Below are 25,173 nucleotides of genomic sequence, written 5' to 3'. Positions count from 1 at the left end.
GGAGCCGCTGCGTACGCTCGCGCGCCACCGCCGTGCCGGGCAGGACCTGCTGTTCGGCCAGTATCTGATTCCGGACGGGACCGGCGTGATCCCGGCACCTGCCGCCGACGGGCCCTTGAGAATCGACCTACGTGCGACTGTCATTGAACTCCGCTTACTCCGTGGGATGTTGGCCGCGCAGCACTGTACTGACATGGGTGCGCAAAAACGATCGACTTGACAGCCAAAGTGGTCGTAATCGCACTCCATAACTCCCTCGATCGTCACTCGTCAGGTCAGGATCCAGGCCCGCCTCCGCGACGATCGGCAGCTCGCGCGCCGGCCGCTCCCGGTCCTGGATGTGGCGGCGCCGCCCTGTCCGCCCCTGGGGTGATGAACCCGTCCGCCCCTGAGGGGACGTCAGGTGACCCACTCGCGATCTAGCGTCGGTGCCATGACCAGAATCCGTCGCACTGCCGTAGCCGCCGTACTCGCGCTCGTCCTGCCGCTACCGATCGCGGCAGCAGACACGGCATTCGCCGCACCCGGACCCACCGCAGTTGCCACCGCGACCCCGGACGCGCTCGTCCGAGCAGAACTGCCCCGCCCGACGGGCCCGCACGCGGTCGGACGCAGCACGCTGCACCTCGTCGACGAGCACCGCCAGGATCCGTGGGTGCCGGCTGCGGGAGCCCGGCAGCTGATGGTGTCGGTGTACTACCCCGCCCGGCCCGGGACCGGCGGGCCCGCCCCCTACATGACCACCGAGGAGGCCCGGCTGCTGCTGCAAAGGAAGGCACCGGGCTCCGGCATCTCGCCCGAGGCGCTCAGCGGCACCCGCACCTGGGCGCACGCCGACGCCCGCCCGGCGCACGGCAGGTTCCCGCTGGTTGTGCTCTCGCCCGGATTCGGGTATCCGCGGGCCCTGTTCACCAGCGTCGCCGAGGATCTGGCCAGTCGCGGGTACGCCGTCGCGCTGGTCGACCACACCTACGAGTCCCCCGGTATCACCTTTCCCGGCGAGCAGACCCTCGCCTGCGCCATCTGCGACCAGCCCCCCACGGGAGGATCGGAGGCCGTGGCTCGGAGTCGTGCAACTGATCTCTCCTTTGTCGTCAGTCAGTTGACTGAGCGTCATCCGGTCTGGCGGTACGCCCGTATGATCGACCCGAAGCGGATCGGCATGGCCGGGCACTCCCTCAGCGGAGACGCCACCGCCATGGCCATGGCCGCCGACGACCGGGTGCGGGCGGGGGTGAACATGGACGGCAGTTTCCAGGAGTCGCATAATCCGGCCGCCGACATGCACGGTCGCCCCTTCCTGCTGTTCGGTGCCGAGCACGAGAGTCCGGGCATGGACCCCTCCTGGACTCAGGGCTGGGCGAACCTGGACGGCTGGAAGCGCTGGCTGACGATCACCGGCTCCGAGCACGGCACCTTCAGCGACCTGGCCCTCCTCGCCACCCTGGCGGGCAGGCCTGCTCCGGTCGGGGCGATTCCCCCGCTGCGTGGGCTGGAAATCACCCGCACCTACCTCGGGGCCTTCTTCGACCTGCACCTGAAGGGCATCCCGCAGCCGCTGCTCGACGGACCGTCACCGGAAGCCCCGGAGGTCGTCTTCCAGCAGCCCTGATCCCGCCGCCGGTCTCGCCAGGGGCCGGCGGGCCGAGGTGTCACCAGGCGTGGTCCTCGTCGGGCGGGCCGGCCGATGCCGACCCGCCCGGCGCCGCATGGCAAGCTGCACGAAGGTTCAACCGGTTGCCGACACCAGGCCGGCTTCGTAGGCGGCGATGACGAGTTGGACGCGGTCGCGGGCGTCGAGTTTGGTCAGCAGCCGCGCCACGTGGGTCTTGACGGTGGCGGGGCCGATGAACAGCTGGGCAGCGATCTCGCGGTTGGACAGGCCGCGCCCGACGAGGGTCAGCACCTCGCGCTCCCGTTCGGTGACGCCGTCGATCTGCCGCCTCGGCGGCGCGGGTTCGGGCCGGTCGGCGAACTCCTCGATCAGGCGGCGGGTGACGCTCGGTGCGATCAGGCCGTCACCGAGGGCGACCACCCGGATCGCCGCGATGATGTCCACCAGTGCCATGTCCTTGACCAGGAACCCGCTCGCCCCCGCACGCAGCGCGGCATAGACGTTGTCGTCGTCGTCGAACGTGGTGAGGATGAGGACGCGCGGTGCCGTGGCGGCCTCGGTGATCGTCCGGGTGGCCTCGATGCCGTCCATGCCGGGCATGCGGATGTCCATCACGACGACGTCAGGGCTCAGCTCCCGGACCAGTCGAACCGCTTCGGCGCCGGTTCCGGCCTCCCCGGCGATCTCCAGATCCGGGAGGTCGGTCATGACCATGGTGAGCCCGGCGCGCACCAGCGGCTGGTCGTCGGCGAGCAGGACACGGATTGTCATATCGGCAGCCTCGCCGCCACCCGGAACCCGCCCTCGGGCCGTGATCCGGCGCTGAACCGGCCGTTCAGCAGACCGACCCGTTCACGCATCCCGGAGATCCCGTAGCCGGTCTCCGCCGCCCCACCGGCACCGGTGCGCACCGTGCCGCGTCCGTCGTCGACGACCTCGATGGCCAACTCCTCGTCCCGGTAGTCCACGGACACTCGACAACGGTTGCTGCCGGAATGGCGGACCGCGTTGGTGACCGACTCCTGGATGATCCGGAAGGCGGCCAGGTCGATCTCGGGTGGCAGCGGGCGCCGCTCTCCCCGCCAGTGCACGTCGAGGCGGACTCCGGCGCCGACCGTCGTCTCGGCCAGCCGGTCGACGGCATCCAGGCCCGTTGCCGATGGGGGTTCCCCCGACCGGTTGCCGAGAGAGGGCGTCGCCGGGTCCCCTTCGGTCCGGCGGAGCGAAACGAGCATGTGCCGCAGTCCGGCCAGCGTCTCGCGGCTGGTGGTCTCGATGGCGTCCAGTGCCTTGCGCGCTCCGGCGGGCTGGGTGTCGATGACCAGGCTCGCCGCGCCGGCCTGGATCGCGATGACACCGATGCTGTGGGCGACCATGTCGTGCAACTCCCTTGCTATCCGCAACCGTTCCGCGGTCACCGCCTGCGCGCGCAGGGCCACGCCGTAGTCGCGCTGCTGGCGGATCGAGCTGCCGATCAGCCAGGAGACGGCGATGGTCAGGGCGAGTCCCGACAGCATGCTGAGAAAGTCGCTGAACGTCGCGCGGCCCTGGTCCACTGCCACCCACTGGCAGGGCCAGGCGGCCAACTCGACGGCGGCCGCCGCAAAGGCGGTCCGGCGCGGACCGGTGGCAGCGATGTAGCCGACCAGACAGTCCATCACCAGGAAGAACGGCCACGTCTTCCCCGTAAGCATTTCGGCTGCCGCCGATTCGGCCAGGACCACCCCGAACACCGGTAGCGGTCGGCGGCGGGCCCAGCCGACCGGAGACGCCATGACGACGGCCATGGCCGCCTGAAGCACGAGCACTGGGAGGATCGAGTGCCGGGACGGCCACAAGCGCGCTCCCATCTGATACGCCGTCGTGCCGAACAGCACGAGCGCGAACAGTGCGGCAGCGCACCATGCCGCCGCCGTCCCCACGCCCGACGGGAGCCGTCTCAGCCACGGAGGGCGCGGCATCGCTTGATCCATCCGGCGATGTTAGCCATCCCCTCCACCCTGTCCGTCCGCCTGGGGGCGTACGCCCGCAGGGCTACCGGCTCGCGCGGAGGTCCGTCGGTGGTCAGACGGCATACGGACGCAGCCTGCGACAACGTCGGCCGGGTGATCGAAATCAACCAACTGGCCAAGGCACCGGCTGGGAGCCCGTCTTCACCAAGCTCGGGTACGAGCACCTGCGCCGCCATGACCTCCGGCACACGGGACTCACCTGGTTCGCCGATGCCGGAGTTCAGGTGCACATCCTGCGCAAGATCGCCGGGCACGGCTCACTGACCACCGCCCAGAGATATCTGCACCCCGACGTGCACAAGATCACCGCCGTCGGCGCCGCCCTCTCGGCACACCTCAGCGTGCTGCGCGCCCCGCGCTCCCTGCCGAGCCCGATCGCGGCCGCTCGCTGACACGGTCAAGGGAATTGGTCCCCGACTGGTCCCCAAAAACGATCAAGAGGCTGTTTCAGATCGCTCTGAAACAGCCCCTGACCTGCGACTCTTTTCGAGTCGGGACGACAGGATTTGAACCTGCGACCCCTTGACCCCCAGTCAAGTGCGCTACCAAGCTGCGCCACGTCCCGATGCGATTCCTCCCGGTGTTCCCGGGCGGCTCCGCAGGACAAACATTACCTCACTCCGCAGACCGGATCGACGTCCGTGCCTGATGGGCGCGGGTCGCGAGTGCTTCGGCGCCGCACGCCGTGGCCAGTTTCTGGGCCCGGGCGAGCTCGCGCGGGGAGCGGATGGCGATGCCGTAGTCGACACGGGCCAGGGCGTGTTCGTACGCGGATGGGGACGCCTCCAGGTGCCGGACCGCGTCGGCCAGCAGCTGCCGGGCCTCCTCGGGGCGAGCGAACAGGGCGACGCAGCGCAGGGCCTCGCCGATCGCGGTGTCCGTGCCGAAGCGTTCGGCGTGCACCCGGGCCGAGGCGGCGAGCTGGGCTGCGCGGCCCGGGTCCTCGTCGGCCAGGGCGCGAGCGAGGTCGCCCGCCCAGGGAGCCCAGATACCGTTGAACCGGCCGCGCGGTTCAAGAGCCTGGCCGGCTGCTTCGAGTTCGGCGACGGCTTCCTTCGTACGGCCTTCGGCAAGCAGGAGACGGCCACGGACGCACGGTGCGTCCGGCATGACCATCGCACTGGGATAGGGCGTCCCGAAGTTGTACCGGTCAGCAATCGTGCGGGCCTCGGCGACCCTGCCCCGGGCCAGCAGCGTGTCGATGAGCAGGCAGGCGGCGATCCAGTTGACGGGCAGGCCGCTGCCCACACGGTCGGCGAGCCGCAGTCCTTCGCGCAGGAAGCCCTCCGCCTCGGCCAGCCTGCCGCGACGCCGGTGGACGAGACCGAGGAGGGTGTGGGCGAAGGCGAGGTGCGCGCCGCTCCAGCCGGAGATCTCGAAAGCTCGGACGGCCTCATTGAACAGTGCCTCGGCCCGGTCGAGCTGGTCGGTGAAGGCATAGGTGATCCCCACCGTGGTGGGGAACTCGAAGCCCCATTCGGTGTCGGTCCACCCGAGACCGCGGGCCGGGCGGCCGTCGACCAGGGCGCGTTCGCAGAGACCGACGACGAGCTGCGAGTCCTCGCCCCGGAGCATGGCGTCGAAGGCGCGGAGCGTGAGCAGGGCGCGTTCGGCGTTGTCGCGGCCGGTGAGGTGGTCGGCGTTGGCTGCGAGCCTTCGGGAGCGGCCGGGGCCGTCGTCCTCGGAGGCCTGCATGCCCTCCCACATGAAGTGCGCGGCCTGGAGCCGCATCCGGCCGGGTCCCGGGGCGGTGCGCCCGGCCTCGGCGGCGAGAGCCAGCGCCGCTTCCTTCAGCTGGTTGTTGTGGGAGAGGGCGGCGGCGAGCCGGAAGGTGGCGTCGACGCGCACCTCGTCGGCGAGTTCGGGCAGATCGAGGGCGGCCCGCAGATGCTGGACGGTGGTGGGAGGGGAGCTGAGCAGCGTCGCGCAGCCCAGCTCGTACAGCAGCGTGGCCCGCACCTGGTGGCGCGGCGGTTCCTGCAGGGCGCGTTCCAGGCAGCGGCGGGCGGCTTCGGGGGCACCGACCGCGAGATGCTGGCCGGCTGCCTCGCGGAGCTGCTCGACCAGTTCCTGGTCGTCGTCCGGGTGGACTTCCAGGAGATGGCGAGAGGCCGCGGCGGCGCCGAGTCCGGCGCGGGTGATCGCCCAGGCGGCGCGGCCGTGCATGGCGGTGCGGGTGGCCGGCGGGATGGAGCGGTACACGGCGGTGGCGATCAGCGGGTGGACGAACTCCAGTGGGTCGAAGCCGCTGACGATACGGGCGTCGCGCAGCCGCGCGGTGCAGTCGGCGGCCTCCGCGGGGCTCATTCCGGCGAGGGTGGCGGCGAGGTCCTGGGAAATCTCGGTGCCGAGGACGGCGGCGGCCCAGGCGAACCGGTTGGCGTTGGTGCCGAGCCGTTCGAGCCGGGCGACGAGTCCGCTGCCGCGGGCCGAGGCGCCGAGTTCGCGCAGCAGCCCGGCCGACTCCTCCAGGGGTGCCAGTTCGTGGTCCTGCACCTTGGCGACGAGTTCGACCGCCTCGTACGGGTTGCCGCCGGTGACGGCCCACACCTCGCGGCAGAACGGGTCGTCGGCGTGGCTGCCGAGAATGGCCCGGACCAGTTCCGCGGTGGCCTCGGGGGTGAGCGCGCGCAGCGCGACCCGGGCCTGGGCGGGGTGGCTGCCGCCGCTCCCCTCGCGCGCCGCCAGTTCCTCCGGGCGGTGCGCCTGGACGACGAGGACGGGCAGTTCGCCGAGGCGTGCGGTGAACGAGGCGAGCCAGGCAAGGGATTCGCCGTCCGCCCAGTGCGCGTCGTCGATGATCAGCAGCGGCGGACGGTGGCTCAGCCGGGAGGCGAGCTGCGACACGACGTGGTCGAGTCCGTCGCGCACACCCTGCGGGTCGGGCTGCGGGCCGCTGGGTTCGGCAAGTCCGAGGGCGGGTGCGGTGATCTCGAACCACGCGCCGAACAGATCGCGTACCTCGTCGGGCGGAAACTGGTCGAGCGCGGGCTGCAGGAGTTGGCGTACGACGTGGAACGGCACGGATGTGACCGTCTCGCCGCCGCGTGCGGACCAGACCGTGCAGCGGTCCGCGGCCATGGCCTGGATCTCGGTGAGCAGAGCTGTCTTGCCGATGCCTGCCTCACCGCTGAAGATCAGCAGCCCGCCTACTACCTGGGCGCCGCACAGGGCGTCCACGGCTTGTGCGGCGGCAGCGAGTTCCGGTTCGCGCTCATACAGCGGCCGGGACGGCTTCATGCCTACCCTCCCCTAGTGGTACGGATTACTGCCGACACTAGTCGTGCGCGGCGGTCCACGGACAGTGGTTCGGACAGTTCGCCGCAGGTGCGGGGCACAATCGACGGGTGGACGAGACTCGCAGGGACCGCGATGCCGAGGGCCGGGCGCGCAGTGCGCGCCCCCGTGACGGGCTGGGGCGCCCCCTGCCGTACGGGGTTCCGGGGGTGGCGCGGCAGCCGGAGGGTGTGGTGCGCTCTCCCGAGGAGACGCTGCGGGAGGCACAGCGGCTGCTGGACGCGGGGATGCCGTTCCACGCGCACGAGGTGTTCGAGGACGCGTGGAAGTCGGGCCCGGAGGCGGAACGGGAGTTGTGGCGCGGGCTCGCGCAGCTGGCGGTGGGGCTGACGCATGCCGCGCGCGGCAATGCGACGGGTGGGGCGCGGCTGTTGCGTCGGGGCGCGGCGGCCCTCTCGGCGTACGGGGACGCGTCGGCGCACGGGATCGGGATCGATGCGCTGACCGGCTGGGCGGAGGAGCTGGCCGGGCGGGTGGAGACGGGCGGCGGGCGGACGGTGGACGCGGCCGAGGAGGCGCCCCGGCTGCGACGGAAAGATGGATGAGCCGGATGGCGGCGTTCGTTTTCGGCAACCGTCGGGAGGAGCGGTGAACACGGCGCCGCGAAACTATTACCATCCCGCGTCATGAGCACTTCTGACCAGGACCAGTCCGTGGACACCCCGATAGCCGCCCCCGACAGCGACACGAACGGCCCAGAGACCGACGCCGGGGCCGAGGCCGGCGCCGAGGTCGAGGGGGCGGGGGCCGGGGACCGCAGATTGACGCCGCGTCAGGCCAGACGGTTGCGGGTCGTGCTCTCCTCGGCCGGCATGGCGGCGATGGCGGTCGTGCTGGCGCTGCGGATCGCGAGCCGGTCGTCCGTTCTGGTGGTCGGGGTGTACGGGCTGGCGCTGATCCTGTGCGGGATCGTGATCGAGCTCAGCCGGAACGGCCGTACGCGCTTGGGCAGTTGGCTGCTGACCGTCGGCCTGGTGGCGGCGATCGGTTCGGACTGGCTGCTGATCCCCTGACGTCTGGCCGATTCAGACTGCTGTGATCCGCACGGTTCCGCCGTGCGGATCGCCGCGGTCGACCCAGTCGGCGCGCAGCCGGAACGGCCGGTTCGGTTCGGCCGGCAGTAGCAGCCGCTGCCCGTGGAGTACGTGTCCGTCCTGGCGACGACACGGTGCGGGCGGGGCAGCCGCCGGGCGGTGCGCAGGATGAAGCGGCCGTGGAGCGGCCGGGCGCCGTCGGGGTCGAGCATCGAGGGCGGTACGGATCGGACAGCGGGCCGGCTCACGGGCGAGGGCGGTGCCGACGACGCCTGCGCCGTTGACGGTGACGTCGTAGGTCGCCGTCGGGCAGGCTGTGGACCAGGTCTCCGGCCGTGGTGACCGGCGGTGTCATCCGCGGTCCAGCAGGGTCTCCACCGCGGTGCGGAATCGGGCGAGGCGTTCGGCGGCCTCGTCCGCGCCGATCCTGGGTTCGTACACGGCGGCCGGCTCCCACGCGGGTACGGCCTGCTGGAGCGACAGCTTCGGGTCGACGCCGAGGCGGGCGACGGCCCCGGCCCCGAGTGCGGTGACGTCCGGGAGCGCAGACACCTCGACCGGCCGTTGCAGCAGGTCGGCCTGGGTCTGCATGAGGAGCGCGGAGCGGGTCAGGCCGCCGTCCACACGGAGCGAGGTCAGCGGCACGCCGAGATCGGTGGCGACGGCGTCGGCGAGTTCGACGACCTGGGCGGCGATGCCCTCGCACAGGGCGCGCACCAGGTGGCCGGCGGTGGTGTCCAGTCCAAGTCCCGTCACCGAGCCGCGCAGATCGCTGCGCCACCACGGTGCGGCGAGTCCGGCGAGCGCCGGTACGAAGGTCACACCGCCGGAGTCGGGGACGCCCGCGCCGACGGGGTCGAGCTCAGCGGCACCGGAGATCACTCCGAGGTCGGTGAGCCAGCGGACGGCGGACGCGGCGGTGTAGACCTGCCCGTCGAGGCAGTAGCTGGCACGGCCGTCGAGCCGCCAGGCAACACAGCTGACCAGTCCGGTGGAGCCGCGGCGGGGCGTGGGCCCGGTCTGGGCGAGCAGGAAGGCGCCGGTGCCGTAGGTGCATTTGGCGGTGCCGGCCTCCAGGGCACCCTGGGCAAGCAGGGCGGCCTGTTGATCGACGAGCAGTCCGGTCAGGGGGAGTTCGCCGCCGAACACTGTCGTCGTACCGACCGGTCCGGCGGCGTCGACGACCGTGGGGAGCCGTTCGCCGGAGAGGCCGAAGATGCCCAGAGCCGCGGGTGACCAGCCGACCCGGTTCAGGTCGAGCAGCTGGGTACGGCCGGCGGTCGCCGCATCCGTGACGAACGCCCCGGTCAGCCGGTGGACCAGCCAGGAGTCGCTGGTGGTGACGACACCCTCGCGGGTCAGCTCACGGCGGATCCAGGCCATCTTCGGTGCGGCGAAGTACGGGTCGAGCGGAAGCCCGGTGAGTTGTCTCAACTCGTCTTCATGTTCGGCGAGTTCGCTGCAGACCGATTCGGCCCGGCGGTCCTGCCAGACGATGGCGTCGGTGAGCGGCTTTCCGGTTGCCGGGTCCCAGGCGAGCACGGTCTCGCCCTGGTTCGCGAGCCCGACGGCGACCACCGATTCACCTGCCTCGCGCACCGCCTGCCGTCCGGCTTCGACGACCGATCCGAACAGCTCGGCGGGGTCGGCCTCGACCACTCCCCCGGGCCCGTACCGAGGCCGCACCGGGGCCGCACCGGAACCGATCACGCCGCGTTCCGGGCAGATCACCAGCGCCTTGGTGCCGGACGTTCCCTGGTCCACGGCGAGCACCGGGCCTGTCATCGACACTCCTGCTGTGCGGAAGCTCTGCGGCTTGAGCGGAATCGCGATCAACGGTCGCTGACGCACAGACTGGTGCAGACCACCGCGTACGTCAAGCGCCCGCATTCCACACCTTGCGGAATGGCCAAATGATGGTCAACATCCTTCCATCCCATAAGACTTGAGTAAGATCCGCGAATCGGCCGAGAGATCGAGGAAGCGCGCTCTACACTCACCGCCGAGCAACGACTGGACGCCTTCCAGCAGTTCATTTTTCAACAGCCGCTTCACCCCCGCCCTTGAGGATCGATGAGACCAACACCATCCCGCGTGCGCCGATATCGCACGTCCCGGGCCATCCGCTTATGCCCGGATACGCTGCCGTGCACGGGGGCGGGGCGAGTCCATGGCGACCAGTGATTTCCGGCCGGTCTATCACCCGGCCGGGCACGACAACGAATTACGTGCGGCGTTACAGGACCTGCGCACCGGCCGCTGGGTATCCATGCGGAATCTGCTGGAAAGCACCCCGGACTGGACGCTGTGGACCCAGCGCACCCAGGTGCTCGGCGCCGTCGCCGCAGGCTCCGACGCGGTGCAGGCCTGGCGGGCCGAGGAACCCCGGAGTGTCGCGGTTGCCGTGATGCACGCACGGGTCGTGGTGGAGCGTGCCATGCGCGCCCACCGCGAGGGACATCACCAGGCGCAGGAGTTGTGGCGGGAGGCCTGGGAGGCCTGTAGGTCGGCCGCCCACGCCACCCCCGCCGACCCGGTGCCCTGGGTGTGTCTGCTGGCCCTGTCCCAGTTGGACGAGCGGCAGGAACTCCAGGAGCACCGGCTGCATCCGCCGGGGCCCATGCTCTTTCCCGGCCCGTGGGGGCTGCTGGCGGAGGCCGACCGGCGCGATCCCTCCAACCGCGAGGCCTACCACCGGATGCTCCAGTTCGTCTACGCGCGAAAGGCCGGCGGAACCCTCTCCGAGGCGGTCAACTTCGCGCAATGGGCGGCATCTTCGGCGCCCGAAGGATCCGCGCTCCATGTTCTTCCGCTGTACGTGCGGGTGGAGCGCTACCGCCGCGAACACGGTCACGAGAAGGCGCTGGATCTCCACTGGGTCACCGAGGACGCCGAGCGGGACGCCGAACGGGCCCTCCGCCTCTGGTTCCACCGAACGGATCCGGCCAGGCACTCCCTGCTCGACGTCAACCATCTCGCCCACGCCCTGTGGGGTGCCTTGCAATTCGCCGACGCGGCACCGGTGTTCCGGGCACTCGGCCCTTACTACACCACGCTTCCCTGGGCCTGTCGCGCCCCCGACCCCCGCGACCCTTCGGGCGCCGAGGACGTGTATCTGCGCGCCCGGACCCGCTGTCTCGCCGCGGCACCCGAACCGGGCCGGGGACCGCACGACTGACCCCGGCACGGTCTCTCCCCGGCCACAAACCGTCCCCGACCCCTTTCCTTCCCCTTTCCCCTTCCCCTTCACGGAGGCTTCCCCTCATGTCCATATCCGCCTCGACCCAGTCGGGGGCGCAGGCCGCTCCCCAGAAGGACGAGGAGCAGCGGCTGCGCGAACTCGGCTACCAGCCGGTGCTGGCCCGTCGCATGGGCGGCTTCGGCAACTTCGCCATCAGCTTCTCCGTCATCTCGATCCTGTCCGGCTGCATGACCCTGTACGGCTTCGGCATGTCGGCCGGCGGCCCGTCGGTGATGCTGTGGGGCTGGGCCGGCGTCGGCCTGTTCGTCCTCTGCGTCGGCATGGCCCTCGCCGAGGTCACCAGCGCGTACCCGACGTCCGGGGCGCTGTATTACATGGCCGACCGGCTCGGCGGCCGCAAGTGGGGCTGGTACACGGGCTGGTTGAACCTGCTCGGTCTGCTCGGTGCGATCGCGGGTATCGACTACGGTGCCGCGCTGTTCACCGGCGCGCTGATGAACCTGCAGTGGGGCTTCACCCCCACCCCCGGCAAGACCATGATCATTTTCCTCTGCATCCTGCTGCTGCACGCCGTGCTGAACCTCTTCGGGGTCCGTCTGGTCAGCGTGCTCAACTCGATCAGCGTGTGGTGGCACCTGGCCGGCGTCGCCGTGATCGTCGCCGTGCTGGCGATCGTTCCCTCCCACCACCAGTCGCCGTCGTTCGTCTTCACCGAGTTCGTCAATGACACGGGCTGGGAGAACCCGCTCTATGTGGCGGCGATCGGCCTGCTGCTGGCGCAGTACACCTTCTGTGGCTACGACGCCTCCGCCCATCTGTCCGAGGAGACCGCGAACGCCTCGGTGTCGGCGGCCCGCGGCATCGTCCGCGCGATCTGGGTCTCCTGGATCGCCGGTTTCGTGCTGCTCGCCGGCCTGACGTTCGCGATCCAGGACTACGTGGGCACCCAGGAGAGTGCCACCGGTGTGCCTCCGGCCCAGATCCTGATCGACGCGCTCGGCACCTCGGGCGCCACCGCCCTGCTGCTGATCGTGATCGCGGCCCAGCTGTTCTGCGGCAACGCCGAGGTCGCCGCCGCGAGCCGCATGGTGTTCGCGTTCAGCCGCGACAACGCGCTGCCGGGTTCGGCGCTGTGGCGCAAGGTGAGCACCCGCACCCAGACGCCGGTCCCCGCCGTGTGGCTGTCGGTCGCCGTCGCCGGACTGCTGGCGCTGCCGTCGCTGTACTCGGCCACCGCCTACGGTGCGGTGACCGCGATCAACGTCATCGGTATCACGCCCGCCTACGCGATCCCGATCTTCCTGAAGCTGCGCGCCGGGGACCGCTTCGAGCGGGGTCCCTGGCACCTGGGTCGCTGGTCCAAGCCGATCGGCTGGATCGCCGTGGTGTGGGTCGCCATCGTGACCGTACTCTTCCTGCTTCCGCAGTCGTCGCCGGTGACCATCGACTCGATGAACTACGCGTCGGTCGCGCTCGTCGCCGTACTCGTCCTGGCCACCGTCTGGTGGTTCGTCGCGCGCCGTTCCTACAGCACGCCGTCGGCGTACGGGAACGCCCGTGAGCAGGCGGAGATCGCCGCGGACATCGTCTGACACGACGGCTTCCGCGCTCTCTTCAGGTTTCTCCTCGAACCCTCCTGGACCGTCCGGTCCAGGAGGGTCTCGTCATGCCATGGGGTGCGGTCAGCGCAGCGGCAGCTGGAGTCCGCCGAGCGCGGTCGCGCCGAGCACCATTCGCCCGCCGCTGACCGCGGTGGCGCCGCCGAAGGCGGAGATCGGGCGGGCGGCGGCCGAACTGCTGCTGCACCGGCTGACCGGGCCCGCCGGTACGACCGGACCGGTGCGCCGGACGGAGCTGCTGCGCGCGCGGAAGGTGCGCGGTTCGGCCCAGGAGGTCATCTCCCGTCAAGAATTGAGCGTTTGACCGCTTTCATTTTCTTCTGATCGATCTATTGACCGGTACCGATCAGTCGATCAGGATTCCCCGTGTCGTGAATCAGGAGCCGCGGGAGGCACCCATGCCTGGCCGACAGAGCCGTCGATCCGTGCTCGCCACGCTCGCCGCCCTGCCTCTCACAGGCGCGCTCAGCGCCTGCAGCAGCGACGGCGCATCGCAGTCGGGCAGCACGAACAACGCCATCAGCACCGGGCAAAGGGCGCCACGCACATCACCTTCTGGTCCGCTCTGCGCGGCAGCCAGCGGGTCGAGCGTCCACACTCCGCTGCTGCCCGCCACCCTCGGTCTCGTCAGCCGCGAACTGCTCATGTCGATGCACCCCGACGGGGTGCTCATCAACACCTCGCGGGGCGCCGTCATCGACCGCTGGGCCGCGGGCGACGGCTTCGCCCACCCGTACGACCCGAAAGGCCGGCATTCCTCGCATGACCCCTCCTCTTGAACTCCCCTCCGAACACCGCGGCTTGAGCCCGCACACCGGCTACACCCGGGCGCACTGGGAGGCAGCGGCGGACGGGCTCCTGCGGGCGGCCTGGCAGTGGTCCACCCCCGGCAGCGCCCTGCTCGACCTGCCGGGGCGGCCATCGGCCTCCGGGGTGCGCTCGGACGGTCTGGAGGGCTATGCCCGTACGTTCCTCGCCGCCGCGTTCCGGGTCGCGGGCGCGGACGGCAAGGACCCGCACGGCTGGCTCGACCGGTACGCGGACGGTCTCGGGGCCGGTACGCGGACGCCTGGCCGGGACGACCTGGAGTCCTGGCCGCTGATCCTCGACCACCATGTGCAGGGCCAGCCGATGGTCGAGTCCGCCTCGGTCGCCATCGGGCTGCGGCTGACCCGTCCCTGGCTGTGGGACCGGCTGGACGCCGGTGTGCAGGACCGCGCCGAGGAGTGGCTGCGCGGCGCGCTGCGGCACACGCCCTCGCCCAACAACTGGTACCTGTTCCCCCACTCCGTGGCCGCGTTCCTGGAGTCGGTGGGCCGCGGTGACGCCGAGACGTCCCGGGCGAAGGGACGGGCGCTGGACCTGCTGGAGGGCTGGTACCGCGGACAGGGGTGGTACTCCGACGGGGACCACCGCGCCTTCGACCACTACAACGGCTGGGCACTGCACCTCTACCCGATGCTGGACGCGCACCTGTCGGGCGACCCGGAACTGTCCGCGCACTACGGCTCCCGGCTGCGCGAGCACCTGGACAACTACACGCTGCTGTTCGGCGGCGACGGTGCCCCGGTCCACTTCGGGCGTTCGCTGACCTACCGGTTCGCGGCCGGTTCGGCGGTCGCGCTGGGCGCCGTCACCGGGCACACCCCGCTCTCTCCCGGCGCCTCGCGGCGGGTGATCAGCGGATCGCTGCGCTACTTCCTGGACCGCGGCGCCACGGGCACGGACGGGCTGCTGAGCCTGGGCTGGCACGGCCCGCACGAGGCGACGCTGCAGCACTACTCGGGCCCCGCGTCCCCGTACTGGGCGTCCAAGGCGTTCGTCGCGCTGCTCGCCCCGGACGGCCATCCGCTGTGGACGGCGACCGAGGAGCCCGCGCCCAGCGAGGGCCCCGACCGGGTGCTGGCGCTGCCCGCCCCCGGCCTGCTGATCCAGTCCACCCGGACGGACGGCATCGTGCGGCTGCACAACCACGGCAGCGACCATGTCCGGCCGCACGAGGGCGAGTCGGGTGTGCAGGACGACCCGCTGTACAGCCGCTGGTCGTACTCCACGGTGACCGGCCCCACGTCGAGGGTGAACGCTGCGGACAACCACCTGGCCGTCGTCGTCGGCGGAGTACGCAGCAGCCGTCGCAGCATCCACCCGCTGGGCGCGGGAGGGGGCGACGGCTGGGGCTGGGCGGCGTCCTGGCACCGCCCTGTCTTCAGGTCCGGTCCGCCGATGGTGCCGGGGATGCGGGTGGAGAGCGTCACGGTGGTCCGCGGCCGGTACGAGCTGCGGGTGCACCGGGTGCTGGGCGCCCCGGCCGGGGCACGGGTGGAGCAGACGGGCTGGGCGACCGGCCCGGACGACTCCGTACGGTCCGGCCTGCACGGCCTGCACGGCTGGGAGACCCAGGACGAGGTACGGGCTCCGCAGGGCACGGCGTACACCCGGTGGGCGGTGTTGCCGAGGCTGGGCGCGGACGCGGAGGGAACGGTTCTGTTGGTGTCGCTCGCGTCGCTGACGGCGGAGCCGGAGCCGACGGCACTCGCGGTGGCCGTGAGCGGGGTGAACGTGGACGGCGACGCGGTCGAGGTCGGCTGGGCCGACGACGGGTCGACGACCCGTATCGGCTTCGAACCGCTGACGGTCGAGCACCGCTGACCGTACGGTCCGCCGGACGTCCTCCTGGCCGTCCGGCGGACGCCTCCTACGCGTCGACGCGGATCACGACCACCAGCGTGCGCGGACCGTGGACCCCTTCGACCCGCTCCAGCTCGATGTCCGATGTGGCCGACGGCCCGCTGATCAGCGTCGTCGGGCGCTCCGGCACCAACCGCGCGACCGCCTCCGGCACCCCCACCTCGACGGCCGACAGATCGACGACACACACATGGAGGTCGGGGACGAGCGACAGGGCCCGCCGCCCCTGGTCGGGCGAGCCGTCGAGGAAGATCGTGCCGGTCTCGGCGCAGCCGACGGCTGACGCGGTGACCACCGCGTCCAGCGCGTCGAGCCGGGGCGCCGGAATGCCGGCGGAGTCCGGCTGGACGTCACCGTCGTACGCGCCGAGCCACTGCTCGTCGAGTCCGGCGGGCACCCCGATACTCCGCGCACCGAGCCCGTCCAGCACCTCCGCGATCACCTCGGCGGTGCGGGTGGCCGTGCAGGTGTGCACCTGCGCCTTGTAGTCGACGAGCCGGTCGGTGAAGAGTGCGAGTCGCTCGTCGTCGGGGAGCGTGCGGCCGGTCCGGTAGTCGCGCGGGATGGTGGTGTCCGGGGTGGGGGCGAGGGACAGGGCGTCCCGGACCCGGCCGAGCACTGTGGCGCGAGCGGTCGTCACTTCTCCTCCTCCTGCTGGTTCCTGTCGTACTCGTCGGCGGCGGCCCGCATGGTCGCGTCACCCTCGTCCGACGCCAGCCACGACCGGAAGGACTGCTTCGGCGGCGCCGCGGTGTCACGGCTGTCGCTCCATCCGCTGAACGGCGGCGGCAGATGCGAGATCTTCCCGTCCCGCCCGCCGAGCACCCGCCCGAGCCCCGCGGCCTTCTGCGCGGCCGTGAACAGTTTCGGCCGCTTCATCACGCCGGCCGCAGCCTTCATGGCCAGCTTCTCCGCTGTCGTGCCGGACTGTTCGGTGTGCTGGTGGCGCAGCTCGACCAGAAGCGACGGGATGTCGATCTTGACGGGGCAGGCGTCGAAGCAGGCGCCGCAGAGGCTGGAGGCGTACGGCAGGGAGCTGTTGGGGTCGTCCTTGGCGGCGTGCATCCCGGCGAGCTGCGGCGTGAGGACCGCGCCGATCGGTCCGGGGTAGGTCGATCCGTACGCGTGACCGCCGGCCCGTTCGTATACCGGGCAGACGTTGAGACAGGCGGAGCAGCGGATGCAGTTGAGCGCCTCGCGCCCGATCCGGTCGGCCAGCGCGGCGGTCCGTCCGTTGTCGAGGAGGACCAGATGGAAGTCCTGCGGTCCGTCGCCGGGCGTCACACCCGTCCACATCGAGGTGTACGGGTTCATCCGCTCCCCGGTCGATGAGCGCGGCAGCAACTGCAGGAAGACTTCGAGGTCCTGATAGCGCGGCAGCACCTTCTCGATGCCCATGACGGTGATCAGGGTCTCGGGCAGGGTCAGGCACATCCGGCCGTTGCCCTCGGACTCGACGACGGACAGGGTGCCGGTCTCGGCGATCCCGAAGTTGGCACCCGAGACGGCCACCTTCGTCGTCATGAACTTCTCGCGCAGATAGGCGCGGGCCGCGGCGGCGAGATGGGCGGGCACGTTGTCGAGCCGCGGGTCGACGCCAGGGATCTCCTTGAGGAAGATCTGCCGGATCTCGTCGCGGTTGCGGTGGATCGCGGGCACCAGGATGTGTGACGGTCTGTCATGGGCGAGCTGCACGATGAGCTCGGCGAGGTCCGTCTCGTACGGGGTGATGCCGGCCGATTCCAGGTGTTCGTTGAGACCGATCTCCTGGGTGGCCATCGACTTGACCTTGATGACCTCCGTGGATCCGGTCGCCCGGACGAGCCGGGTGACGATCTCGTTGGCCTCGACGCCGTCGCGCGCCCAGTGGACGGTGCCACCACGCTCGGTGACCTTCTGCTCCAGCTGCTCCAGGAGCTCGGGGAGCCGGTTCATGGTGTCGGTCTTGATGGCCGATCCGGCGTCGCGCAACTGCTCCCAGTCGGGGAGTTCGCCGGTGACGTTCAGGCGCTTGGCGCGGATCGTGCGGGTGGCCTTGCCCAGGTTGCGGCGCAGTTGTTCGTTGCGGAGCTCGTCGTGGGCGGCCGCGGGAAACGTCCGGTCGCCGCGCAGATTTCCGGTCCCGTACGGGGAGCGGGGCGGGGTGGCGGGCATGCCGAGGAAGGTGCTGCTCATCGGACGGCCTCCGTCAGGACGTACGGCGAGGTGCGGGTGGAGGAGAGGATCTGCGCGAGGTGCAGGGTGCGCGTGCCCGACTTGATACGGGAGAGTCCGCCGCCGATGTGCATCAGGCAGGACGAGTCCCCGGCGGTGCACACGGCCGCTTCCGTGGTGGCGATGGCGCGCATCTTGTCCTGGAGCATCGCGGTCGACGTCTCCGCGTTCTTCACGGCGAAGGTACCGCCGAACCCGCAGCAGGAGTCGGCCTCGGGGAGCTCGACGAGGTCGATGGAGTCGACGGCGCGCAGCAGCTTCAGCGGCTTCTCGCCGACGCGGAGCATCCGCAGGGAGTGGCAGGTGGGGTGGTAGGTGACGCGGTGCGGGAAGTACGCGCCGACCTCGGTGACGTCCAGGACGTCGACGAGGAACTCCGAAAGCTCGTACGTCTTGGCCTTGACCGTGGCGACGCCCGCGCGCAACGCCGCGTCGCCGTACCGCTCGGCCACGATCTCGTGCTGGTGGCGGACCGATCCGGCGCAGGATCCCGAGGGCATGACGACGGCGTCGATGGACGGGTCGCCGAACTGCTCGGCGAAGTTCCGCACCAGCGGGACGGGCTCGCGCTGGTAGCCGGTGTTGACGTGCATCTGGCCGCAGCAGGTCTGCTCCGGCGGGAACACCACCTCATGTCCCAGCCGGGCGAGCAGGACCGCGGTGGATTTCACCGCCTCGGGGAAGAGCGTGTCTCCCAGACAGGTGGCGAAGAGTCCGATGCGCATGGAGCCTCTCCGATCGATTCTCTGGCCTTTATATGGTCGGACCATACTAGCCTCGGTCCGGAAGAGGAAGGGAAGGACACGCGCGAGGGGGCGGTGCGCCTGCGCACCGCCCCCTCGTCGCCCGGCACCCTGCGGGCTATTCCTTCTCGTCCACCAGCGTGCCGTGCAGGCTGCGGATGTGCCGCTCGACCAGATCGGCCGCCTTCGCACCCTTGCCCGCGCGCACCAGCCGCAGCAGTTCGGCGTGCTGTGCGTTGAGCCCGCCCGCCGTGGCCGGCCAGTCCTCGGCCGCCTCCAGTGCCCGCAGAATCAGCGGACGTACGGACTCGCGCACGGCGGAGGTGAGGGTGGAGGTCAGCTCGTTGCCGGAGCTGCGGGCGATCTGCACGTGGAACCGGGTGTCCAGGTCGTTGAACTCAAAGACTCCGACATCCGGCTCCCCCATCCGTACGAGCAGGCGCTCTGCCTCGTCCAGGTCCTCGGCGGAGGCGTGGGTGGCCGCCGCTTCGAAGCTGGACCGTTCGAGCACGACGCGCGCCTCGAGGACGTCCTCCAGGCTGTAGCTGCCGAGGGCGAAATGGAGCCGCAGCAACCGGCCGAGTGCGTCGTCGGGGTTGCGTACGATCCGCGCCCCCGCGTCCGGGCCGCGCCCGGGCTGGGCGACGAGCACCCCGATCGTCTCCAGCACCCGCAGCGCCTCACGCAGGGCGGATCGGCTGACTCCGAGCACCGGTGCGAGTTCACGCTCGGGCGGCAGACGGTCCCCCGCCTTGAGCTCTCCCGCGAACACCCGCTCCTCGATGCTCTGGAGCACGAGCTCATGCGTACGGGACTGCCGTACGGGTTGCCACTCGACGGGCACCGTTCACCCCCTGCCTCGAATTTCCTCCCACTATGTCACACACGCCATGTGGTCGGACCAAAGATTCGGCGCACCGTAGCTGCCCCCGTTGCCTCCCGCAGCACACGGAACGCGGACGTCCTCGGCTGCGCGACGCCCGGTGCGTTCACGACGATGTTCCGCCGGACGCCGGGATCGACCCCTTCGGCACGCTTCGCCGACGGGGAGGGAGCCCCGCTCGGCAGGTAAGGCCTCAGTAGGTGAACGAGCCGTGGCGGCCCGCACCACCGCCGAACCGGTCGGCGCCGGCCTGCGTCTCCCCCGCGGCCAGCGGGACCATCCCGTGCCGGTACTCGGCCGCCAGGGCGTCCGGCTCGCTCAGGCCGTGCTGCTCACGCACGGAGAGCCGGTCATGGCGCAGGCAGAGCTGCGGGAACGCGGCGATCTCCCTGGCGAGTTGTTCCGCCGCACGGCGGGCCTCTCCGGTCGGGACGAGCCGGTTGGCGAGCCCGATGTCGTACGCCTCGGCCGCCGCGACAGGGCGCCCGGTGAGGATCATGTCCATGGCGCGGCTCTCCCCGATCAGGCGCGGCAGGCGCACCGTACCGCCGTCCACCAGCGGCACGCCCCAGCGGCGGCAGAACACCCCGGGGCGCGCCGGCCGGCGACTGATCCGTCCCCCTGGCACCCACCGACCGGCCCGGCCCCCTCCCCCGGGCCACGGCCCGCCGGGCACCGCGCGCTCGAGGAGTCAGGCACCACCCCGGTCCCTATCATGGGCAGGGAGAGGCCTGGGACGAGGTGGTGCCGGTGCGCGTAACCAAGGTTTCCGGGGGCCTCGACGCAGGGGCGGGAGACTCACTGCCGGGTGCGTGCACGGCCATCGCATATGTGGCGGGCAACGGCGCGATCTCCCTGTGGAGCCCGCAGGCGGAAGCACTTCTCGGATACCCCGCGGACGACGTCTGCGGAAAGCCGGCGGTGGATCTGCTGACCACCCGGAAGGACCGGGAAGCGGCGGTGGCTGCCCGGGTACGGCATAAAGCCGGGCAGAGCTGGGACGGCGTACTGGGCATGAGGCACCGCGACGGGCACGAGGTGTCGGTAGCGGTGCGTGTGCGGCCCGTGCTCAGCAGGGAGGGCCAGGCCGGCTGGTCCGTCAGCGCCGCCGACGCGCGCGAGGTGGAACGCGAGGAGGTCAATCGCGCGATCCTGGAGGCGCTCTTCAGCCAGTCCCCGATCCCAGTGACCGTCACGGACACCGAGCTGCGGTACCTGTGGGTGAATGCCGCGACGGAGCGCGCGACCGCCCTGCCCGCCGAGTGGCTCATCGGCCGGCGCATCGGCGATGAATCACCGGACTCGCCCCCGACGATCGACCGGGTCCTGAGGCGGGTGCGGGACACCGGCGAGCCGGTGGTCGACTTCAAGCTGCACATCCGCCTGGCATCCGACCCGGACCGCGAGCACGTGTTTTCCACCTCCTCCTCCCGGCTGACCGACCCGGCCGGCCGGGTCCTGGGGATGTGCCAGATGTACATCGACGTCACCGACGGCTATCAGGCCCAGCAACGGCTGGCGCTGCTGACCGAGGCCGGCGTGCGCATCGGCACCACACTGGACGTGATGCGCACGGCGCAGGAACTGGCTGACGCCGCCGTTCCCGGCCTCGCGGACTTCGTCGCCATCGACCTGCTGGAGGCGACAGTGCGGGGCGAGGAACCGGCCCCCGGGCCGGTGGCCGGGGAGGTGCAGACCCGCCGATCAGGACTCCGTTCCGTACGCGAGCACGCCCCGGAGGCCGTGTTCGTGGCGGGCGAGACGGTGGCGTTCCACCCGGGCACGCCACAGGTCCGGAGCCTGGCCACCGGGCAATCGGTACTGGTGCGGAGCCTGGACGCGGACGAGTGGTTCGCTCACGACATCCGGCGGGCCGAGAAGATCCGCGAGTTCCATTTCCACTCGTACATGACAGTGCCGCTGCGGGCCCGCGGCATCACGCTGGGTGTGGCCACCTTCGGCCGCCACCAGGATCCGCGACCCTACGACGAAGGGGACCTGTTCCTCGCCGAGGACTTTTCGTCCCGCGCCGCGGTATGCATCGACAACGCCCGCCGCTACACCCGCGAGCACAACACCGCCCTGGCCCTGCAGCGAAGCCTGCTGCCGCAGGATCTGCCCGATTTCCCCGCCGTCGAGACCGCCCACCGGTATCTGCCCGCTGCCGCCCATGCCGGAGCGGGCGGGGACTGGTTCGACGTCCTGCCCCTGTCGGGATCCCGTGTCGCCCTGGTCGTCGGAGATGTCACCGGCCACGGCCTGCACGCGGCGGCCATCATGGGACGGCTGCGCACCGCTGTCCATACACTGGCCGGCCTCGACCTCCCTCCCGACGAGGTCCTCACCCAGCTCGACGACCTCGTCATCCGTCTCACCGAGGAGGATCCCGACTGCGAGGGCGCCACGTGTCTGTACGCCGTCTACGACCCCATCTCCCGCATCTGCACCTTCGCGCGCGCCGGCCATCCCCCACCCGTCCTGGTGCAGCCCGATGGTGCGGTGGAGGTCCTCGACGACATCCCGCCCAACCTGCCCCTGGGGCTGGGCGGTCTCCCCTTCGAAACCGCTGAACGCCGTCTCGCGGACAGCTCTGTCCTCGCGCTCTACACCGACGGCCTCATCGAACCACCGGGCTGGGACGTCGACGCCGGACTCGAGCGGCTGTCCCGCACCATGGCCGGCCCCACCCGACCGCTCGAACAGCTCTGCGATGCCGTAGTGGCCCCCCTGCTGCCGGAGCACCGATCCGATGACGCTGCCCTGCTCCTTGCCCGCACCCGCGTACTGGAAGCAGGCCGGGTCGCCTCCTGGGAGCTGCCGGTCGACCCCGCGCAGGTCGCCCACGCCCGCGCTCTCACCACCCGTCAGCTCGCCACCTGGGGCCTGGAACCACTCACCTTCAGCACCGAGCTGATGGTCAGTGAGCTGCTCACCAACGCCATCCGGCACGCGCGCGGCCCCATCGCCCTGCGTCTCATCCACGCCACGGCCCTCATCTGCGAAGTCTCCGACGGCAGCCTCAACGCCCCGCATCTGCGCCGCGCGCGCACCGGCGACGAGGGCGGCCGCGGTCTGTTCCTCGTGGCCCAGCTCGCGTCCCGTTGGGGCGCCCGCTACGACCGCGACGGCAAGACCATCTGGGCCGAGCAAGTTCTTTCTCCTGTCGGAGCACCGATTCCGGCGATGTGACGCTCAAACAGAAGCCCCCCGTAACACGGACCGCGCATCGGCACCCCGGACGAACCCACCGAGTGGTTGCCGCGCAGTCCGCCGCCAATGACCGGGTGGACGTATTCCTGGCGGCCCGAGCCGCCGGCGCACGCGTGACGCACGTGGCGGCAACCGGTCGGCTGCCGAAAGCAGCGTCGCCGCGCCGATCACCTGCGTGAGTGAGGGACCGAACATCGCGAGGGCAGAGAGCAGTGGCGAGCCGGTCGCCGTGTAGACCTGGGTTCCCAGGGCCGGCCCGCTCACCGTCTGGGCCGCCACCTGCCCGGTGGACGACAGGAAGAGCGGCGTGAACTCCGGTGTCCGGAAGAGTTCCCGATAGGTACGCATGACCGGAGTCTCAGTGGCGCCGATGCCGGGACGTTACTGTTTCGCAGGGAGGCGAAACATGAGCTGGTGGCAGGTCAACGCGGACACGCTTGCGAAATGCCGCTTCGTCGTCTCGCCGCTGGCCGAGGCCACCGCGAGCCTCAAAGCACTGGAGCGCGGAACGGCCGCGTATCCGGACGAGCGGATATGGCTCGACGCCCATCTGCCCGCGTACCGGACACGGCAAGCCGACGACCCGCTCACCGCACTGCTTGTCCGGGCCGCTCTGGGGCGCACCTGGAACGCGACCTTCCTCACCCCCACACCGACAGGCGAGGGCGAGCAGGCATTCGAAGACGAACTGAGGCGGATACGCGAAACGCCGCCCGCGACCGCCCGCACCGACCTGACGGTCTCCTCGGGCGGACCGCTCCCGGACCGACTGTGCCGCTCGGATCTTCCGGATCGCGCAGCGGATCTCTTGGAATGGGTATGGACGCAGACGGTACTGCCCTACTGGCCGCGTCGTCGACGGATCATCGAGGCGGACGTCATCGGGCGCACGATGCAGCTGAGCCAGGGCGGTTGGATCACAGCCCTGGAGGACATGCGCACGGGAATGCGCTGGCTCGGCGAGAACCGCTTGCAGATCACTGCGCATGATTCTCCACCGCGAGAGCTCTCCGGGGCGCACTTGATGTTCGTGCCCGTCACGCCGCGCCAGAGCTGGGTCTCATGGGAGTCCCACCGGTACGCCGTGGTGTACCCGTGCTCGGGCGCCCTGGCCGACACCGGCCGAGCTCCGGTGCCCGAGGCGCTGCGCGCGCTGCTCGGGTCGGCGCGGGCGAGCGTCCTCGTGCTTCTCGACACTCCGAAGAGCACGACCCAGCTCGTGGCGTTGACCGGCCAGGGCCTGGGATCGGTGGGCCGTCATCTGAAGATCCTTCTTGGCGCTCACCTTGTGCGGCGCAGACGTGCCGGACGGTCCGTGCTCTACTACCGAACGGCCGTCGGGGAGGCCCTGTTGGAAGTCCAGGAATCCGGATGACGACTCATCCGGAAACCCGTTGTCCGGTAGGTCGCCGCGTGACGGCAATCAGGGCTGGTGAAGAGCCGACGCCGGCAGCACCCGGGAGGGACCGGCTCCCGTGGTCACCGGTCGTCGGCCTCCGCATCGCGTAGGGGGCGCAGGCCGCCGGACAGGTCGGAACCACCCAAAGCACCGGGTCCCGCCTCAGCCTCGCACTGGATTCGAGGCGTCGAGCCCCGCAAAGGTCGCCGCGATGGCGGGGAGGATCTCGCCTGAGAGGTGCCTTGCCGGTCGGGCGTGGTGAAAGCGCGGGAAATCCCGTCAGCTGAACGGAGCCGGGTCGCGAGCTGATCAGCAAGGCAGAGGGCCACGCCGGTGGCCGGTTCTCTGGTACTACGGATGCATGGGGATTGAACGGTTCATCGGCATCGACCTCGCCTGGGCGCAGGGCGGAGCCCGTAGCAAGCCCAATGAAACAGGCGTGGCCGCTATCGACAGGTGCGGCGTCGTGATCAAATGCGGCTGGACCCGCGGTCTCGAAGAGACGATGTCATGGCTGGCCAAGACAGCCGACGACCGCTCGACCCTGGCATTCTTCGACGCACCGCTGGTCGTCGACAACCCGGTTGGCCAGCGGCCGTGCGAGCGGGAGGTCGGCCGGCGGTACGGCCGTTGGAAGGTGAGCGCGAACAGCACCAACCAGAGTTCTCCTCGACAGGCCGGAGTGCTGCTGCGGGAATGGCTGCAGGATTCCGGCTGGGCCTACGACGACGGCAGGAGCGGGCCGCCGACCGGCGGTCGCGTCTTCTCCGAGTGCTATCCGTACACGACCTTGGTCGGAGCCGCCGAGCTGGGCTACGACCAGGAACGCCCCACGTACAAGCGCCGACCGGCACGAGTTCCGACGGCACAGTGGCGAGCGGTACGGGCGGCGGAGTGCGACAGGCTGATCGCGCACATGGCGGGCCTGGCCACCACCGATCCGCCCCTCCTGCTCTCCTCCCACCCGATCTCCCGTCAACTGCTCTCTGAGCCCTCACCTCAGAAGGCGGCTGACTACAAGCATCGGGAAGACCTCATCGACGCGCTGCTCTGTTCGTGGACGGCCGCACTGTGGTCCCGACACGGACTGGCGCGCTGCCAAGTACTTGGAGCGGATAACCCCCTACCCCCCGGACAGGCTCCTACCATCATCGCGCCTGCCCGCCCCGAGCAGCGACGTGGCCGCGAGGCGCGCTGAACCGAAGAACTCAGCGGCTCACCGCGCCGTCGCCAGCTGTGTCTCGGTGCTCAGTGCCG

General features: G+C 70.7%; 17 protein-coding genes, 1 tRNA gene and 6 pseudogenes. 13 read left to right on the top strand and 11 right to left on the bottom strand.

The genetic code is table 11. The features are described from left to right. Both AB0915_RS09570 and AB0915_RS09565 read left to right on the top strand, forming a co-directional pair. Nucleotides 1–220 (top strand): annotated as a pseudogene (locus tag AB0915_RS09570) (hypothetical protein); the annotation flags it as partial. Between the two features lie 213 nt (nt 221–433). Beyond that, on the top strand, nt 434–1,612 hold the full coding sequence (locus AB0915_RS09565) for an alpha/beta hydrolase (protein WP_366690531.1): 1,179 nt from the start codon (nt 434–436) through the stop codon (nt 1,610–1,612). 117 nt (nt 1,613–1,729) lie between these two features. Here AB0915_RS09565 and AB0915_RS09560 read toward each other — a convergent pair whose 3' ends face one another. Next, complete coding sequence (locus AB0915_RS09560) at nt 1,730–2,386, bottom strand: response regulator transcription factor (protein WP_366690530.1); 657 nt, start codon at nt 2,384–2,386, stop codon at nt 1,730–1,732. Continuing rightward, a complete protein-coding gene (locus AB0915_RS09555; RefSeq protein WP_366690529.1) occupies nt 2,383–3,576 on the bottom strand; it encodes a sensor histidine kinase in 1,194 nt (397 codons plus the stop codon). The genes AB0915_RS09560 and AB0915_RS09555 overlap by 4 nt, the downstream gene beginning before the upstream one ends. Before the next feature lie 179 nt (nt 3,577–3,755). Here AB0915_RS09555 and AB0915_RS09550 point away from each other — a divergent pair. Continuing rightward, nucleotides 3,756–4,019: pseudogene (locus tag AB0915_RS09550) on the top strand (tyrosine-type recombinase/integrase); the annotation flags it as partial. A 99-nt stretch (nt 4,020–4,118) separates the two neighbouring features. Here the strand turns inward: AB0915_RS09550 and AB0915_RS09545 are convergent. Continuing rightward, a tRNA-Pro gene (locus AB0915_RS09545) sits at nt 4,119–4,192 on the bottom strand. Between the two features lie 50 nt (nt 4,193–4,242). Further along, nucleotides 4,243–6,867 carry an AAA family ATPase gene (locus AB0915_RS09540; protein ID WP_366690528.1) on the bottom strand — a complete coding sequence of 875 codons (2,625 nt, stop codon included), beginning with the start codon at nt 6,865–6,867 and terminating at the stop codon, nt 4,243–4,245. 107 nt (nt 6,868–6,974) lie between these two features. On the opposite strand from AB0915_RS09540, the gene AB0915_RS09535 reads away from it, so the two are divergent. Both AB0915_RS09535 and AB0915_RS09530 read left to right on the top strand, forming a co-directional pair. Continuing rightward, complete coding sequence (locus AB0915_RS09535; RefSeq protein WP_366690527.1) at nt 6,975–7,469, top strand: DUF309 domain-containing protein; 495 nt, start codon at nt 6,975–6,977, stop codon at nt 7,467–7,469. Nucleotides 7,470–7,550: 81 nt separating this feature from the next. Beyond that, nucleotides 7,551–7,937: a hypothetical protein gene (locus tag AB0915_RS09530; protein ID WP_366690526.1), complete on the top strand. Its 387-nt coding sequence runs from the start codon at nt 7,551–7,553 to the stop codon at nt 7,935–7,937. 372 nt (nt 7,938–8,309) lie between these two features. On the opposite strand, the gene AB0915_RS09525 is transcribed toward AB0915_RS09530, so the two are convergent. Then, nucleotides 8,310–9,743, bottom strand: a complete 1,434-nt coding sequence (locus AB0915_RS09525) for an FGGY family carbohydrate kinase (RefSeq protein WP_366690525.1) — start codon at nt 9,741–9,743, stop codon at nt 8,310–8,312. A 385-nt stretch (nt 9,744–10,128) separates the two neighbouring features. On the opposite strand from AB0915_RS09525, the gene AB0915_RS09520 reads away from it, so the two are divergent. From AB0915_RS09520 to AB0915_RS09500, 5 genes and pseudogenes are all read left to right on the top strand, one after another. Beyond that, on the top strand, nt 10,129–11,136 hold the full coding sequence (locus AB0915_RS09520) for a hypothetical protein (RefSeq protein ID WP_366690524.1): 1,008 nt from the start codon (nt 10,129–10,131) through the stop codon (nt 11,134–11,136). An 86-nt stretch (nt 11,137–11,222) separates the two neighbouring features. Beyond that, complete coding sequence (locus AB0915_RS09515) at nt 11,223–12,752, top strand: amino acid permease (protein WP_366690523.1); 1,530 nt, start codon at nt 11,223–11,225, stop codon at nt 12,750–12,752. Nucleotides 12,753–12,900: 148 nt separating this feature from the next. Continuing rightward, a pseudogene (locus AB0915_RS09510) lies at nt 12,901–13,083 on the top strand (substrate-binding domain-containing protein); the annotation flags it as partial. A 283-nt stretch (nt 13,084–13,366) separates the two neighbouring features. Next, nucleotides 13,367–13,489, top strand: a pseudogene (locus tag AB0915_RS09505) (NAD(P)-dependent oxidoreductase); the annotation flags it as partial. A gap of 52 nt (nt 13,490–13,541) precedes the next feature. Next, complete coding sequence (locus AB0915_RS09500; RefSeq protein ID WP_366690522.1) at nt 13,542–15,428, top strand: DUF2264 domain-containing protein; 1,887 nt, start codon at nt 13,542–13,544, stop codon at nt 15,426–15,428. A gap of 46 nt (nt 15,429–15,474) precedes the next feature. Here the strand turns inward: AB0915_RS09500 and AB0915_RS09495 are convergent, their stop codons facing one another. The 5 genes and pseudogenes from AB0915_RS09495 to AB0915_RS09475 form a co-directional block, all read right to left on the bottom strand. Continuing rightward, nucleotides 15,475–16,107: an LUD domain-containing protein gene (locus AB0915_RS09495; RefSeq protein WP_366690521.1), complete on the bottom strand. Its 633-nt coding sequence runs from the start codon at nt 16,105–16,107 to the stop codon at nt 15,475–15,477. Continuing rightward, a complete protein-coding gene (locus tag AB0915_RS09490; protein ID WP_366690520.1) occupies nt 16,104–17,642 on the bottom strand; it encodes a lactate utilization protein B in 1,539 nt (512 codons plus the stop codon). The genes AB0915_RS09495 and AB0915_RS09490 overlap by 4 nt, the downstream gene beginning before the upstream one ends. Next, nucleotides 17,639–18,406 (bottom strand): (Fe-S)-binding protein, encoded by a 768-nt coding sequence (locus AB0915_RS09485; RefSeq protein WP_366690519.1) that lies wholly within the window; start codon nt 18,404–18,406, stop codon nt 17,639–17,641. Before AB0915_RS09485 ends, AB0915_RS09490 begins: the two co-directional genes overlap by 4 nt. Nucleotides 18,407–18,542: 136 nt before the next feature. Then, complete coding sequence (locus AB0915_RS09480) at nt 18,543–19,268, bottom strand: FCD domain-containing protein (protein ID WP_366690518.1); 726 nt, start codon at nt 19,266–19,268, stop codon at nt 18,543–18,545. A gap of 232 nt (nt 19,269–19,500) precedes the next feature. After that, nucleotides 19,501–19,896, bottom strand: a pseudogene (locus AB0915_RS09475) (enoyl-CoA hydratase-related protein); the annotation flags it as partial. Nucleotides 19,897–20,057: 161 nt separating this feature from the next. Between AB0915_RS09475 and AB0915_RS09470 the strand changes: the two are divergent. Continuing rightward, on the top strand, nt 20,058–22,496 hold the full coding sequence (locus tag AB0915_RS09470; RefSeq protein ID WP_366690517.1) for a SpoIIE family protein phosphatase: 2,439 nt from the start codon (nt 20,058–20,060) through the stop codon (nt 22,494–22,496). A 135-nt stretch (nt 22,497–22,631) separates the two neighbouring features. Here the strand turns inward: AB0915_RS09470 and AB0915_RS09465 are convergent. After that, nucleotides 22,632–22,865: pseudogene (locus AB0915_RS09465) on the bottom strand (MFS transporter); the annotation flags it as partial. 58 nt (nt 22,866–22,923) lie between these two features. Here AB0915_RS09465 and AB0915_RS09460 point away from each other — a divergent pair. Beyond that, nucleotides 22,924–23,892, top strand: coding sequence for a winged helix-turn-helix domain-containing protein (locus AB0915_RS09460; protein WP_366690516.1), 969 nt, complete (start codon nt 22,924–22,926; stop codon nt 23,890–23,892). 385 nt (nt 23,893–24,277) lie between these two features. Beyond that, nucleotides 24,278–25,114: a DUF429 domain-containing protein gene (locus AB0915_RS09455; protein ID WP_366690515.1), complete on the top strand. Its 837-nt coding sequence runs from the start codon at nt 24,278–24,280 to the stop codon at nt 25,112–25,114. Nucleotides 25,115–25,173: the final 59 nt, after the last annotated feature.

The sequence above is a fragment of the Streptomyces sp. NPDC048411 genome (assembly GCF_040704695.1).
In the GTDB taxonomy this organism is placed as follows: Bacteria; Actinomycetota; Actinomycetes; order Streptomycetales; family Streptomycetaceae; genus Streptomyces.
The sequence above is the reverse complement of the archived record's forward strand: the minus strand, read 5'-3'. Positions and strand labels throughout refer to the sequence as shown.

Excerpts from the sequence above, each read along its gene's own strand:
- AB0915_RS09565 (WP_366690531.1), top strand. The coding sequence starts at position 434 with ATGACCAGAATCCGTCGCACTGCCGTAGCCGCCGTACTCGCGCTCGTC.
- AB0915_RS09560 (WP_366690530.1), bottom strand. The coding sequence starts at position 2,386 with ATGACAATCCGTGTCCTGCTCGCCGACGACCAGCCGCTGGTGCGCGCC.
- AB0915_RS09555 (WP_366690529.1), bottom strand. The coding sequence starts at position 3,576 with ATGCCGCGCCCTCCGTGGCTGAGACGGCTCCCGTCGGGCGTGGGGACG.
- AB0915_RS09540 (WP_366690528.1), bottom strand. The coding sequence starts at position 6,867 with ATGAAGCCGTCCCGGCCGCTGTATGAGCGCGAACCGGAACTCGCTGCC.
- AB0915_RS09530 (WP_366690526.1), top strand. The coding sequence starts at position 7,551 with ATGAGCACTTCTGACCAGGACCAGTCCGTGGACACCCCGATAGCCGCC.
- AB0915_RS09525 (WP_366690525.1), bottom strand. The coding sequence starts at position 9,743 with ATGACAGGCCCGGTGCTCGCCGTGGACCAGGGAACGTCCGGCACCAAG.
- AB0915_RS09520 (WP_366690524.1), top strand. The coding sequence starts at position 10,129 with ATGGCGACCAGTGATTTCCGGCCGGTCTATCACCCGGCCGGGCACGAC.
- AB0915_RS09515 (WP_366690523.1), top strand. The coding sequence starts at position 11,223 with ATGTCCATATCCGCCTCGACCCAGTCGGGGGCGCAGGCCGCTCCCCAG.
- AB0915_RS09500 (WP_366690522.1), top strand. The coding sequence starts at position 13,542 with ATGACCCCTCCTCTTGAACTCCCCTCCGAACACCGCGGCTTGAGCCCG.
- AB0915_RS09490 (WP_366690520.1), bottom strand. The coding sequence starts at position 17,642 with ATGAGCAGCACCTTCCTCGGCATGCCCGCCACCCCGCCCCGCTCCCCG.
- AB0915_RS09485 (WP_366690519.1), bottom strand. The coding sequence starts at position 18,406 with ATGCGCATCGGACTCTTCGCCACCTGTCTGGGAGACACGCTCTTCCCC.
- AB0915_RS09460 (WP_366690516.1), top strand. The coding sequence starts at position 22,924 with ATGAGCTGGTGGCAGGTCAACGCGGACACGCTTGCGAAATGCCGCTTC.
- AB0915_RS09455 (WP_366690515.1), top strand. The coding sequence starts at position 24,278 with ATGGGGATTGAACGGTTCATCGGCATCGACCTCGCCTGGGCGCAGGGC.